We start from the raw sequence: 12,292 nt of genomic DNA, 5'->3' as shown, positions 1-12,292 counted from the left end.
AAGTATATCACCATCACGGACATCTTGCGCATTTCCCCTTACCATTGCGCGTTATTTGCTTATCAGTGTGAGTCCGTTACCATAGACTTGTGCTGCCATTACAGAGAGTCAAACAGTCATCATGCCGAAGAAAAATGAGGCGCCCGCCAGCTTTGAAACTGCGCTGAGCGAGCTGGAACATATTGTTACCCGCCTGGAAAGCGGCGATTTGCCGCTGGAAGACGCGCTGAATGAATTCGAGCGCGGCGTACAGCTGGCGCGTCAGGGGCAGGCAAAACTGCAGCAGGCGGAACAGCGCGTGCAAATTTTGCTGTCTGATAATGAAGAGGCTTCACCTGAGCCTTTTATCGCGGATAATGAGTAAATGGACTTTACGCAGCAGCTACAGGCTTGCGTAACGCAAGCGAATCAGGCGCTGAGCCGTTTTATCGCGCCACTTCCCTTTCAGAACACTCCCGTGGTCGAAGCCATGCAGTATGGCGCATTATTAGGCGGTAAACGCCTGCGGCCATTTCTGGTTTACGCCACCGGTCAAATGTTTGGCGTCAGTACGGCAACGCTGGATGCGCCAGCTGCGGCGGTCGAATGCATTCATGCCTATTCGCTGATCCATGACGACCTGCCAGCAATGGACGATGACGATTTGCGTCGCGGCCTGCCGACTTGCCATATTAAATTTGGCGAAGCCAACGCAATCCTGGCGGGAGACGCGTTGCAGACGCTGGCGTTTGCCATTATCAGCGACGCGCCGATGCCGGAAGTCGCCGATCATGATCGTATCGCGATGATCGCCGAACTGGCGAACGCCAGCGGTATCGCCGGTATGTGCGGCGGTCAGGCATTGGATCTGGCGGCAGAAGGCCAGCGGATCACTCTGGACGCGCTGGAACGCATTCATCGCCATAAGACCGGCGCGCTCATTCGCGCCGCCGTTAGACTTGGCGCATTGAGCGCGGGCGATAAAGGACGGAATACTCTGCCGATACTTGACCGCTATGCAGAGAGTATCGGCCTTGCCTTCCAGGTTCAGGATGACATTCTGGATGTGGTGGGCGATACTGCAACGTTAGGTAAACGTCAGGGCGCAGACCAGCAGCTTGGCAAAAGTACCTACCCTGCACTTCTGGGTCTTGAGCAAGCCCGGAATAAAGCCCGGGACCTGATAGAGGACGCCCGTCAGTCGTTACATCAGCTGGCCGCGCAATCACTGGACACCTCGGCACTGGAAGCGCTAGCGAACTACATAATCCAGCGTGATAAATAAACCCCATATCCAATGAGCTTGCGATGAGTTTTGATATAGCCAAATACCCTACCCTGGCATTGGTCGACTCCACCCAGGAGTTACGACTGTTACCGAAAGAGAGTCTGCCGAAACTCTGCGACGAGCTACGCCGCTACTTACTCGACAGCGTAAGCCGTTCCAGCGGGCACTTCGCTTCCGGGCTGGGCACGGTAGAACTTACCGTGGCGCTGCATTATGTCTACAACACCCCGTTTGACCAGCTAATCTGGGATGTTGGACACCAGGCTTATCCACATAAAATCCTTACCGGTCGTCGCGACAAAATCGGCACCATTCGCCAGAAAGGCGGTCTGCATCCGTTCCCGTGGCGCGGAGAAAGCGAATACGATGTGCTGAGCGTTGGGCATTCCTCCACCTCCATCAGCGCCGGTATCGGTATTGCCGTAGCGGCGGAGAAAGAAGGCAAAGATCGCCGCACCGTCTGTGTGATTGGCGACGGCGCCATCACCGCCGGTATGGCGTTTGAAGCAATGAATCACGCAGGCGATATCCGGCCCGACATGCTGGTCATTCTGAACGACAATGAAATGTCGATTTCGGAAAACGTCGGCGCGCTCAACAACCATCTGGCGCAGCTACTTTCCGGTAAGCTTTACTCTTCTCTGCGCGAAGGCGGAAAAAAGGTCTTCTCCGGCGTACCGCCAATTAAAGAACTGCTCAAGCGTACCGAAGAACATATTAAAGGCATGGTTGTGCCGGGAACACTGTTCGAAGAGCTGGGCTTTAACTACATCGGGCCGGTCGATGGTCACGATGTCATGGGGCTTATCAGCACATTGAAGAACATGCGCGACCTGAAAGGCCCGCAGTTCCTGCATATCATGACCAAGAAAGGCCGCGGCTATGAGCCCGCGGAAAAAGATCCGATCACTTTCCATGCGGTGCCTAAATTTGATCCTTCCAGCGGATGTTTGCCGAAAAGCAGCGGCGGTCTGCCAGGTTATTCAAAAATCTTCGGTGACTGGCTGTGTGAAACCGCCGCCAAAGACAGCAAGCTGATGGCGATCACCCCGGCAATGCGCGAAGGTTCCGGCATGGTGGAATTTTCACGTAAATTCCCGGATCGCTATTTCGACGTCGCCATCGCCGAGCAGCATGCCGTCACCTTCGCCGCAGGTCTGGCGATTGGCGGCTATAAGCCCGTCGTGGCAATCTACTCTACTTTCCTGCAACGCGCCTACGATCAGGTCATCCATGACGTCGCTATCCAGAAACTGCCGGTCATGTTCGCCATCGATCGCGCCGGTATCGTTGGCGCGGATGGACAAACACACCAGGGCGCGTTCGATCTCTCCTATCTGCGCTGCATCCCGGATATGGTGATCATGACGCCAAGCGACGAAAACGAATGTCGCCAGATGTTATTTACCGGGTATCACTATAACGACGGCCCGACGGCAGTACGTTATCCACGCGGTAATGCGCAGGGCGTGGCGCTAACCCCGCTGGAAAAACTGCCTATTGGTAAAGGCCTTGTGAAGCGTCATGGCGAAAAACTGGCGATTCTGAACTTTGGCACCTTAATGCCTGAGGCGGCGAAAGTTGCCGAAGCGCTGAACGCCACGCTGGTCGACATGCGCTTTGTTAAGCCGCTGGACGACACGTTAATTCTGGAGATGGCCGCGCAGCATGACGCGCTGGTGACGCTGGAAGAAAACGCCATTATGGGCGGCGCTGGCAGCGGCGTAAACGAAGTGCTAATGGCCCATCGTAAACCTGTACCTGTGCTGAATATCGGTCTTCCGGATTTCTTTATCCCGCAAGGAACGCAGGAAGAAGCCCGCGCGGAACTGGGGCTCGACGCCGCAGGCATTGAAGCCAAAATCAAGGCCTGGCTGGCATAATCCCCTCTTTGCTCCTGCTATGCTTGAAGAGTGACGGGTATAACAGGAGCGGAGTCATGCAATACAACACGTTAGGAAATACAGATCTTCGGGTATCCCGCCTTTGTCTGGGCTGCATGACATTCGGCGAGCCGAGTCGCGGCAATCACGCCTGGACGCTTCCCGAAGAGAGCAGCCGTCCCATCATCAAGCGCGCCCTTGAGGGCGGCATTAACTTTTTTGATACCGCCAACAGCTACTCCGACGGCAGCAGCGAAGAGATTGTCGGCCGCGCGCTGCGTGATTTCGCCCGGCGCGACGAGGTGGTGGTAGCGACGAAAGTCTTCCATCGCGTCGGCGATCTGCCGGAAGGATTGTCCCGCGCGCAAATCCTGCGCTCTATTGACGATAGCCTCACCCGTCTGGGAATGGAGTATGTCGATATCCTGCAAATCCACCGCTGGGATTACACCACACCGATAGAAGAAACTCTGGAAGCGCTAAACGACGTGGTGAAGGCGGGTAAAGCCCGCTATATCGGCGCTTCCTCAATGCACGCCTCACAATTTGCCCAGGCGCTGGCGCTACAAAAACAACACGGCTGGGCGCCGTTTGTCACCATGCAGGATCACTATAACCTGATCTACCGCGAGGAAGAGCGTGAGATGCTACCGCTGTGCTGGCAGGAAGGCGTCGCCGTGATTCCGTGGAGTCCGCTGGCGCGCGGGCGCTTAACTCGCCCCTGGGGAGAAACCACGGCCCGGCTGGTCTCGGATGACGTGGGTAAAAATTTATACGCTGAAAGCGATAAAAATGATGCGCAAATAGCGGAACGGCTGGCTGGCGTCAGCGAGGCGCTTGGCGCAACGCGAGCGCAGGTTGCGATGGCCTGGCTACTCAGTAAACGAGGCGTCGCCGCGCCGATTATCGGCACTTCGCGTGAAGAGCAGTTAGATGAGTTGCTGAATGCCGTTGATTTAACGCTCAAACCGGAGCAGATTGCCGAACTCGAAACGCCGTACAAACAGCATCCGGTGGTGGGATTTAAATAATCTGCCATTGCCCGATGGCGCGGCGCTTATCGGGCCTGCGAAATCGACATATTGTTCGGGGGTAGGCCGGATAAGGCATTTACGCCGCCATCCGGCAAACCCTTTAAATAATACCGAGCGGCCAGTGATGACCGATAAAATACAGTATGCCGGCGGATATCACCCCGGCGACGATATCATCGATCATAATCCCCATGCCGCCGTGCACGTTGCGATCAAACCAACGGATCGGCCAGGGTTTCCACATATCCAGAATGCGGAAAATAACGAACCCGGCAGCCACCCACTGCCAGTCCGTCGTCGGCAACGCCATCAGCGTTATCCACATACCGATAAATTCATCCCAGACAATACTGCCGTGGTCGTGTACGCCCATATCTTTCGCCGTCTGATGGCAAAGATAAACGCCAATGCAGATCCCAAACATCACGACCAGCGAATAAAGCTGCCACGGCAGAAACGTCATCAAATACCAGAAGGGGATCGCCGCCAGCGAGCCCATCGTGCCCGGCACCACGGGGCTCAGCCCGCTGCCAAAGCCGGTAGCGAGCAGGTGCCACGGATTGCGCAAATTCAGGCGGCTTTTCGCAACATCTTTATGGCGTGGCAAAATGGTCATATCCTTTCCAGTCAAAGGTGACAGGCATTCCGTCACGTACAAAATTCAGCCCTTCAATATCTGCGCTCATTTGACCTATGCAGGTAAAGGGAACACCCAGTTGACCAATGGCGACATCCAGCGCGCCACGGTTCAGTTCCGGCACCGTAAAGCACAGCTCATAGTCTTCGCCGCCGGAAAGCGCCCAACGCAGCGCCTGCCCGTCATCAACATGGCGCATCATCGCATCGGATTTTGGCAGCGCATCAACATCTACTCTTGCCCCACAGCCGCTGGCCTTGACGATATGCCCCAGATCGGAAATCAAACCATCGGAAAGATCGATAGCCGCGCTGGCGATATCACGCAGCGCCTGGCCGTGTAAAATACGCGGCGTCGGGCGTAAATGCCGTTGAATTAAATAGTGAGCGTCTGTCTCCTCCGACACCTGTAGCCGGTTTTGCAAAACCGCCAGCCCGGCAGCGCTGTCGCCCGGCGTACCGGTGACATAAATCCAGTCGCCCGGCTTCGCGCCAGATCGCTTGAGCGCGCGCCCTGCCGGGATATAACCGTGGATACCCAGCGTCATCGACAGCGGTCCACGCGTGGTGTCGCCGCCAATGAGCTGCATATCGTAGTAATTCAATAGCGCAAACAGACTGTCGCTAAAAGCCTCCAACCACGCCTCATCCACTTCCGGCAACGTTAACGCCAGCGTTAACCAGGCCGGATCGGCGCCCATCGCGGCCAGATCGCTTAAATTCACCGCCAACGCTTTATAAGCCAGATCGGCAGGATCGATATTGGGGAGGAAGTGGTTGCCCGCCACCAGCGTATCGGTACTGATCGCCAGGGTCTGCTTTTCAGGAATATTCAGGAGCGCGCAATCGTCGCCAATACCGGTTTCAACATCAAGACGAGAGCTTCTTACACGGTCAAAATAACGGGCAATCAGGGAAAACTCGCCACATGCCATACGTTATGCCTCAGCAGAAAAAAAGAAAAGGCCGGAGACGGCGGGTATCGATCGCCCGCTATCTTTCCGGCCTGTGAATCACTTTTTGTTGGGACGAATCACCGGAGCTGCTTTATCCAGTACGCCGTTGACGAATTTGTGGCTGTCTTCAGCGCCAAAGGTTTTCGCCAGTTCAATCGCTTCGTTGATGGCCACTTTATAAGGCACATCGCTGCGTTTTGACAGCTCAAACAACGCAATACGCAGCACGGCTTTTTCAACCTGTCCCAGCTCTTCAAGCAGGCGGGACAGATACGGTTTCATTAAACCATCCAGGTACGCGCTGTTAGTCGCCACCCCGGATAGCAGTTCACGGAAATAGAGAACGTCGACGTCTTTTACGTCCTGTTCCGCCAGGAACTGGTATTCAACATCAGCGATGTCGTTCTGGGACAACTGCCAGGAGTAAAGCGCCTGGACGGCACACTCACGGGCGCGGCGACGAGCAGCAGGTTTCACGGAATTCCCCTTACAAAAAATCAGGCCTTAATGGCTTTCAATACATTAATCATTTCAAGCGCGGTCAGCGCAGCTTCTGCGCCTTTATTACCGGCTTTTGTACCAGCACGTTCGATGGCTTGTTCAATACTCTCGGTGGTCAGAACACCAAAGGCTACCGGCACGCCACTGTCCTGGGCAACGCTTGCCAGGCCATTGCTGGCGCCGCCTGCCACATATTCAAAGTGCGCAGTCCCCCCGCGAATCACGGTTCCCAGCGCAACCACGGCGTCATATTTACCGCTTTTCGCCAGCGCTTCGGTCGCCAGCGGCAGTTCATAGGCGCCAGGCACCCACACTACGGTAATATTATCATCTTTTACCTGACCAATACGCGTCAGGGCATCAACCGCGCCATCCAGCAGGCTGTCGTTGATAAACTGATTGAAACGCGCAATAGTGATGGCGACACGAGCGTCAGGGGCTGCAACGTTAGCTTTAATAATGTTCATATTCTCTCTTCCAGGGTTCATTTGGCCCCGCAGGGGGGCGGATTTTATCATAATAATTTGAGCGCTGCTCCCCTTTCGACGGGAGAACTCATGCGCTCACCATATGCAGGCAAACATCCGGGCCGACATGACGTATTTCGCTGAAGGTAAATTGCGGCGCGTCGGCGAGCTTCTCAAGCCCCGGCAATTCGCATAATCCCCGCGCCTGGGTTCCCAACAATTTAGGCGCGACATAGACAATCAGTTCATCCACCAGCCCGGCTTGCAGCAACGCGCCCGCCAGTCCCGGTCCGGCTTCAACCCATATGCTATTAATCTGCTGCCTGCCTAACTGCATCATCAGCACAACCAGATCCAAATGTCCGTTGTGCGCCGGCACGCTGATAGTACGAACCGAATCGGGCCACGCGCGGCTATCTTCTTGGGTACGCGCGATCCACGTTTCGCCAGGCTGCTGCACAATACGATGCGCAGGCGTTACCCGGTTTTGGCTGTCGATAACAATTCGCACCGGCTGGCGCAGATTTTCCTGCGGGTAAGACGCCTGCGTAGAGGCATCTAACTCCGCCCAACGCACCGTCAAGGCCGGATCGTCAGCCAATACCGTCGCGCTACTGGTTAAGATAGCGTGACTTTGCGCACGCAAGCGCTGAACGTCGCGCCGGGCCTGCGGCGAGGTGATCCACTGGCTTTCGCCGCTGGCCATCGCCGTCCGTCCATCCACGGAGGCGCCCAGTTTAAGCTGAAGATAAGGGAATCCGGTACGCATCCGCTTGAGGAAGCCTTTATTGAGCGCCTCCGCTTCACTCATCATTAACCCGTGGCTGACCGCAATACCCGCCTGTTGCAGGCGATACAGCCCGCGCCCGGCGACCTGTGGATTTGGGTCCTGCATCGCGGCGACCACGCGCGCGACGCCGGCCGCAATCAGCGCATCGCAACATGGCGGCGTTCGCCCATGATGGCTACAGGGTTCAAGCGTGACATAGGCGGTTGCGCCTTTGGCTTTTGCGCCCGCCATCCGCAGCGCATGGACCTCGGCGTGCGGCTCTCCGGCGCGCTGGTGATAACCTTCGCCGACGATGTCGCCATTGTTAACAATGACACAGCCGACATTAGGGTTCGGGTGAGTGGTGAAACGCCCACGCTGCGCCAGTTTTAGCGCTCGCGCCATGTAAAATTCATCCTGCATGGCTTAGTCCTGTAGGCGAGCGATTTCTTCGCCAAAGTCTTTGATATCTTCGAAACTGCGATAGACGGAGGCAAAGCGAATATACGCGACTTTATCGAGTTTTTTCAGCTGCTCCATGACCAGGTTGCCAATCATCTTGCTGGGAACTTCACGCTCCCCAGTGGCACGTAATTGTGACTTAATATGGTTCAATGCCATTTCAACATCATCTGCGCTGACGGGTCTTTTTTCCAGCGCTCTCAACATGCCGCTACGCAGCTTATCCTCATTAAAGGGTTCGCGCACATCGTTGCTTTTTATCACGCGCGGCATGACCAGTTCAGCCACTTCAAAGGTCGTAAAGCGTTCATTACACACCAGACACTGCCGACGGCGGCGCACGGACGAGCCCTCGCCTACAAGACGAGAGTCAATGACTTTGGTATCTACGGCGAAACAAAATGGGCAATGCATACGGCGTCCTGACCAGATGATTTAGAAAACGCTATTTTACCCTGAACTGGCGCGACAACAAAGGCGGAGCGCTTTTGAGATAAAGGATCGGTGCCTTTGTGCGTATAGCGCACTACCATTACGCTATCGGACCACGAAGGAAATGATCGACATGACAAGACGTTACCTAAGAATTCTCCTGGTGGGAAGTCTCTTGAGCCTGACCGCCTGCGCGCCGCAGAGCGAAGTTCGCCAGATGCATCAAAGCATTAGCACCCTGAATAAAGAGATGACCCAACTGAATCAGGAAACGGTAAAAATTACCCAACAAAATAAGCTGAATGCGGAGTCAACCCGCGGCGTCTATTTGTTGCCTGGCGCCAATACGCCTGCCCGGCTGGAGAGTCAGATCGGTACGCTACGTATGACATTGCTGGAGATTACGCCTGACGCAGACGGCGCTCACGCAACGTTACGCATTCAGGGCGAGTCCCGCGATCCGCTGCCGGCATTCAGCGCTACCGTAGAGTACGGGCAAATTCAGGGCACTACGGAGAACTATCAGGAGGTGAATGCACAGAGCCTTCTGGTAAATGCCCCTGCCAGCTTGCTGGCGCCCAGTGATGTCAATATTTCGTTACCGTTGAAGGGGATCACTCCGGCGCAGTTAGGCTTCATTCGCATCCATGATATTCAGCCTGTTAATCAATAAACGTTCTGGCGGAGCGTTTTGTGCGTTCCGCAACATCCCCCGCGCGACTTTTGTTGCCCTACTGACATTTTCGTCATTTATGACATAGATTGGTAATATTCATGAAAGACAGTACTGTCGCCGCACCTAAAATGCGCAAACGTGAACGCAATCGATTACGTAAATGATAGATATGTGAAACAAGACATATTTTTGTGAGCAATGATTTTTATAATAGGCTCCGCAGAAACACGAAATATTTAGAAACGCAAATTGCGTTCTTTTCACTCCCGTAAGGGATTTCAAACAGTGGCATACATATGAAAAAAACTTTACTCGCAGTCAGCGCAGCGCTGGCGCTCACCTCATCTTTTACTGCTAACGCAGCAGAAAATGATCAGCCGCAGTATTTGTCCGACTGGTGGCACCAGAGCGTAAACGTGGTAGGCAGCTACCATACCCGTTTCTCGCCGAAATTGAACAACGACGTCTATCTGGAATATGAAGCATTTGCCAAAAAAGACTGGTTTGATTTCTACGGCTATATCGATATTCCCAAAACCTTTGATTGGGGTAACGGCAACGATAAAGGTATCTGGTCCGACGGTTCTCCGCTGTTCATGGAAATAGAACCGCGTTTCTCGATTGATAAGCTGACCGGCGCAGACCTGAGCTTCGGCCCGTTTAAAGAGTGGTATTTCGCCAACAACTACATCTACGATATGGGCGATAACAAAGCCAGCCGCCAGAGCACGTGGTATATGGGTCTGGGGACCGATATCGACACCGGCCTGCCGATGGGCCTGTCGCTGAACGTGTATGCGAAATATCAGTGGCAAAACTACGGCGCGTCCAATGAAAACGAATGGGACGGCTACCGTTTCAAAGTGAAATACTTCGTCCCCATCACCGATCTGTGGGGCGGTAAACTGAGCTATATCGGCTTTACCAACTTTGACTGGGGATCTGATTTAGGCGACGATCCGAACCGTACCAGCAACTCCATCGCTTCCAGCCATATCCTGGCGCTGAACTACGATCACTGGCACTACTCGGTCGTTGCGCGTTACTTCCATAACGGCGGACAGTGGCAGAATGGCGCAAAACTGAACTGGGGCGACGGCGATTTCAGCGCGAAATCTACCGGCTGGGGCGGCTACCTGGTCGTGGGTTACAACTTCTAAACCTGCAAAAAAGGCCAGAGGTCGCCCTCTGGCCCGTTTCGGGCGCATGCTGCCATGCGGCGGCGAGTCGCGCCCACTTCACATTACTTCCGGCGATGCCACCAGCCTAAAAACAGACCTGTCGCAATCCCGACCAGCGTTGGTGCCGCCAGATCGTGCCAGATAGTAATGCTCAACTCTGTGAGCGTCATATTGCCGCCTTTGTTGCAATGGCAACGGTTCGCGGCTATCCTCAACTTGTCTAGGGTCAAGTTAGCCCCCGTAATGTTGCCGGTGAATACCGAACAATGTGCGGGGGTTTTCTCTTTCCAGCGACAAGGCCACCGGGGATCAAGCCCCCGCAACATTGCGCCTCACCGGGTTGCCCCGGCTTACCGCTGATTCTACTCTGCTCGCCAGTATCGGCAGGACTTAAAAACAAAAAAATCCCAACCTTGCGATCGGGATTCCAGTGACAATGTATGCGTTACAGGACGTTTGGGGGCTGGCGACAAACTCCGGGGCTGAAAAAATGTCGGATTGCATCCGATCTACGAAAACCAATAGTTCATTTATATTGCGGATTCCGTTGGGTGGAGCGAAGCGTAACCTAACATTCAACAGCACCAACAACTTTGTCAGCAGCCTGCTTATTTCTTTTTGTTCATCATCGCTTTCAGATCGGCAAACGGGTTATAAGTCGCCTCGCCGACATCTTTTTGCGCATCTTCCCCGGCAATGACCGTCGAACCGTACTGATCGGCTTCGGTATATTTGGAATGCTCGTGATCGTGGCAGTAGAGGCACAATAGCTCCCAGTTGCTGCCGTCTTCCGGATTATTGGTGTGGTCATGATCGATATGATGCACCGTCAGCTCACGCAGATTTGAATACACAAACTCACGGGAACAACGTCCGCACACCCACGGAAACAGCTTCAGCGCTTTTTCACGATAGCCGCTTTCCAGGCGCGCGTAGTTTTTTGGGATGATAGCCATGATAGTTCCTCATGCAATCGAGTTTATTCTGGATAATAAAAAGCCGCAGCACCCTGCGATGTTGCGGCTTTTTTCAGTCATGTTAACGCCAGCTTACGGCAGAATGGACGGCTGATCCGCCCCTTCTTTTTCGACTTTCTGCTGCAGCATATGCTCGCGCTTCATACCGAGTTTCAGCGCCAGCGCCGATGCGACATAGATAGAAGATGCCGTACCAATAGAGACACCGATCAGCATCGTCAGCGAGAAGCCTTCCAGTACCGGACCGCCGAAGAGGTACAGCATCAGAATTACCACTAACGTCGTACCGGAGGTAATCAACGTACGGTGTAGCGTCTGGGTCAGCGACACGTTAAAGATTTCGTAAGGCGTCCCGCGACGGATTTTGCGGAAGTTTTCACGAATACGGTCGGAGACCACGATACTGTCGTTCAGCGAGTAACCGATCACCGACATCAACGATGCCACAATGGTCAGGTCAATCTCGATATGGAAAAGCGACAGTATCCCCAGCGTAATGATCACGTCGTGCGCCAGCGCGATGACCACCCCTGCCGCCAGTCGCCACTCAAAGCGGAAACCGACATAAACGAGGATAGAGATCAACGCCACCAGCAGCGCCATAGCGCCGGTTTGCGCCAGATCGGCGCCCACGCTTGGCCCCACGAATTCAATACGCTTCACGGCCGCATTCTGGTTGGTGGCTTCATTAATGATCGTCACCACTTTGCTACCCAGCACCTGACCACCGGTTTCGCCTTCGGTTGGCGGCATACGCACCATAATGTCGTGACTGCTGCCAAAGTTCTGCAACTGCGGCTCTTCATAGCCCGCTTTTTGCAGCGCTTCGCGCATCACGTCCATTTCAGCCGGTTTTTCCAGCGTGATTTCAATTACCGTGCCACCGGTGAAATCCAGCCCCCAGTTAAACCCGCGTACGCCCATAATGACAATGGCCGCGATCAGCAACAGCCCGGAGATGCCGAATGCCCAGAAGTCCCAGCGCATAAAGTCATAGACTTTACGGCCGTGGTTTAGTTGTTCAACAGTGTATTCCTGTGCCACATCGCAC

At 54.5% G+C, this 12,292-nt stretch carries 15 protein-coding genes and 1 pseudogene; 7 read left to right on the top strand and 9 right to left on the bottom strand.

Annotated features, from left to right (window positions below; genetic code table 11):
• Window positions 1-121: 121 nt before the first annotated feature.
• From xseB to NAZ64_RS07715, 5 genes and pseudogenes are all read left to right on the top strand, one after another.
• Window positions 122-364, top strand: coding sequence for an exodeoxyribonuclease VII small subunit (xseB, locus tag NAZ64_RS07735; RefSeq protein ID WP_001124944.1), 243 nt, complete (start codon window positions 122-124; stop codon window positions 362-364).
• The gene (gene ispA / locus NAZ64_RS07730; protein WP_001622910.1) at window positions 365-1,264 is read left to right on the top strand and encodes a (2E,6E)-farnesyl diphosphate synthase; all 900 of its coding nucleotides are present in this window, start codon (window positions 365-367) and stop codon (window positions 1,262-1,264) included.
• A 23-nt stretch (window positions 1,265-1,287) separates the two neighbouring features.
• Window positions 1,288-3,150 (top strand): 1-deoxy-D-xylulose-5-phosphate synthase, encoded by a 1,863-nt coding sequence (gene dxs / locus NAZ64_RS07725; RefSeq protein ID WP_000006777.1) that lies wholly within the window; start codon window positions 1,288-1,290, stop codon window positions 3,148-3,150.
• 56 nt (window positions 3,151-3,206) lie between these two features.
• Window positions 3,207-4,181: an aldo/keto reductase gene (locus NAZ64_RS07720; RefSeq protein ID WP_220569379.1), complete on the top strand. Its 975-nt coding sequence runs from the start codon at window positions 3,207-3,209 to the stop codon at window positions 4,179-4,181.
• A 7-nt stretch (window positions 4,182-4,188) separates the two neighbouring features.
• Window positions 4,189-4,280 (top strand): annotated as a pseudogene (locus NAZ64_RS07715) (hypothetical protein); the annotation flags it as partial.
• 4 nt (window positions 4,281-4,284) lie between these two features.
• On the opposite strand, the gene pgpA reads toward NAZ64_RS07715, so the two are convergent.
• The 6 genes from pgpA to nrdR all read right to left on the bottom strand — a co-directional run bounded on the left by pgpA (window position 4,285) and on the right by nrdR (window position 8,389).
• Window positions 4,285-4,800: a phosphatidylglycerophosphatase A gene (gene pgpA / locus NAZ64_RS07710; RefSeq protein ID WP_000154063.1), complete on the bottom strand. Its 516-nt coding sequence runs from the start codon at window positions 4,798-4,800 to the stop codon at window positions 4,285-4,287.
• Complete coding sequence (thiL, locus tag NAZ64_RS07705; RefSeq protein ID WP_023207506.1) at window positions 4,778-5,755, bottom strand: thiamine-phosphate kinase; 978 nt, start codon at window positions 5,753-5,755, stop codon at window positions 4,778-4,780. The genes pgpA and thiL overlap by 23 nt, the downstream gene beginning before the upstream one ends.
• Window positions 5,756-5,833: 78 nt before the next feature.
• Window positions 5,834-6,253 (bottom strand): transcription antitermination factor NusB, encoded by a 420-nt coding sequence (gene nusB / locus NAZ64_RS07700; RefSeq protein WP_000801129.1) that lies wholly within the window; start codon window positions 6,251-6,253, stop codon window positions 5,834-5,836.
• A gap of 20 nt (window positions 6,254-6,273) precedes the next feature.
• Entirely contained in the window at window positions 6,274-6,744 is a 471-nt protein-coding gene (gene ribH, locus NAZ64_RS07695) for a 6,7-dimethyl-8-ribityllumazine synthase (protein WP_001021372.1), read from the bottom strand.
• Between the two features lie 88 nt (window positions 6,745-6,832).
• Window positions 6,833-7,936, bottom strand: a complete 1,104-nt coding sequence (ribD, locus tag NAZ64_RS07690; protein ID WP_001150229.1) for a bifunctional diaminohydroxyphosphoribosylaminopyrimidine deaminase/5-amino-6-(5-phosphoribosylamino)uracil reductase RibD — start codon at window positions 7,934-7,936, stop codon at window positions 6,833-6,835.
• Between the two features lie 3 nt (window positions 7,937-7,939).
• The gene (gene nrdR, locus NAZ64_RS07685; protein WP_000543533.1) at window positions 7,940-8,389 is read right to left on the bottom strand and encodes a transcriptional regulator NrdR; all 450 of its coding nucleotides are present in this window, start codon (window positions 8,387-8,389) and stop codon (window positions 7,940-7,942) included.
• A 151-nt stretch (window positions 8,390-8,540) separates the two neighbouring features.
• Here nrdR and NAZ64_RS07680 point away from each other — a divergent pair, with 151 nt between their 5' ends.
• Both NAZ64_RS07680 and NAZ64_RS07675 read left to right on the top strand, forming a co-directional pair.
• On the top strand, window positions 8,541-9,080 hold the full coding sequence (locus NAZ64_RS07680; RefSeq protein WP_024797527.1) for a SadB/YajI family lipoprotein: 540 nt from the start codon (window positions 8,541-8,543) through the stop codon (window positions 9,078-9,080).
• 299 nt (window positions 9,081-9,379) lie between these two features.
• Window positions 9,380-10,243, top strand: coding sequence for a nucleoside-specific channel-forming protein Tsx (locus tag NAZ64_RS07675; RefSeq protein WP_000752021.1), 864 nt, complete (start codon window positions 9,380-9,382; stop codon window positions 10,241-10,243).
• An 83-nt stretch (window positions 10,244-10,326) separates the two neighbouring features.
• Here the strand turns inward: NAZ64_RS07675 and NAZ64_RS07670 are convergent, their stop codons facing one another.
• From NAZ64_RS07670 to secF, 3 genes are all read right to left on the bottom strand, one after another.
• Window positions 10,327-10,434: a type I toxin-antitoxin system toxin Ldr family protein gene (locus NAZ64_RS07670; protein ID WP_000176312.1), complete on the bottom strand. Its 108-nt coding sequence runs from the start codon at window positions 10,432-10,434 to the stop codon at window positions 10,327-10,329.
• A 438-nt stretch (window positions 10,435-10,872) separates the two neighbouring features.
• Entirely contained in the window at window positions 10,873-11,220 is a 348-nt protein-coding gene (gene yajD / locus NAZ64_RS07665; RefSeq protein ID WP_000974818.1) for an HNH nuclease YajD, read from the bottom strand.
• 93 nt (window positions 11,221-11,313) lie between these two features.
• Window positions 11,314-12,285: a protein translocase subunit SecF gene (gene secF / locus NAZ64_RS07660; protein ID WP_000046629.1), complete on the bottom strand. Its 972-nt coding sequence runs from the start codon at window positions 12,283-12,285 to the stop codon at window positions 11,314-11,316.
• Between the last annotated feature and the right edge of the window lie 7 nt (window positions 12,286-12,292).

This window comes from Salmonella sp. A1325 (assembly GCF_056991255.1).
This window is presented reverse-complemented; position numbering and strand designations above follow the sequence as displayed.

Excerpts from the sequence above, each read along its gene's own strand:
- xseB (WP_001124944.1), top strand. The coding sequence starts at position 122 with ATGCCGAAGAAAAATGAGGCGCCCGCCAGCTTTGAAACTGCGCTGAGC.
- ispA (WP_001622910.1), top strand. The coding sequence starts at position 365 with ATGGACTTTACGCAGCAGCTACAGGCTTGCGTAACGCAAGCGAATCAG.
- dxs (WP_000006777.1), top strand. The coding sequence starts at position 1,288 with ATGAGTTTTGATATAGCCAAATACCCTACCCTGGCATTGGTCGACTCC.
- NAZ64_RS07720 (WP_220569379.1), top strand. The coding sequence starts at position 3,207 with ATGCAATACAACACGTTAGGAAATACAGATCTTCGGGTATCCCGCCTT.
- pgpA (WP_000154063.1), bottom strand. The coding sequence starts at position 4,800 with ATGACCATTTTGCCACGCCATAAAGATGTTGCGAAAAGCCGCCTGAAT.
- thiL (WP_023207506.1), bottom strand. The coding sequence starts at position 5,755 with ATGGCATGTGGCGAGTTTTCCCTGATTGCCCGTTATTTTGACCGTGTA.
- ribH (WP_001021372.1), bottom strand. The coding sequence starts at position 6,744 with ATGAACATTATTAAAGCTAACGTTGCAGCCCCTGACGCTCGTGTCGCC.
- ribD (WP_001150229.1), bottom strand. The coding sequence starts at position 7,936 with ATGCAGGATGAATTTTACATGGCGCGAGCGCTAAAACTGGCGCAGCGT.
- nrdR (WP_000543533.1), bottom strand. The coding sequence starts at position 8,389 with ATGCATTGCCCATTTTGTTTCGCCGTAGATACCAAAGTCATTGACTCT.
- NAZ64_RS07680 (WP_024797527.1), top strand. The coding sequence starts at position 8,541 with ATGACAAGACGTTACCTAAGAATTCTCCTGGTGGGAAGTCTCTTGAGC.
- NAZ64_RS07675 (WP_000752021.1), top strand. The coding sequence starts at position 9,380 with ATGAAAAAAACTTTACTCGCAGTCAGCGCAGCGCTGGCGCTCACCTCA.
- NAZ64_RS07670 (WP_000176312.1), bottom strand. The coding sequence starts at position 10,434 with ATGACGCTCACAGAGTTGAGCATTACTATCTGGCACGATCTGGCGGCA.
- yajD (WP_000974818.1), bottom strand. The coding sequence starts at position 11,220 with ATGGCTATCATCCCAAAAAACTACGCGCGCCTGGAAAGCGGCTATCGT.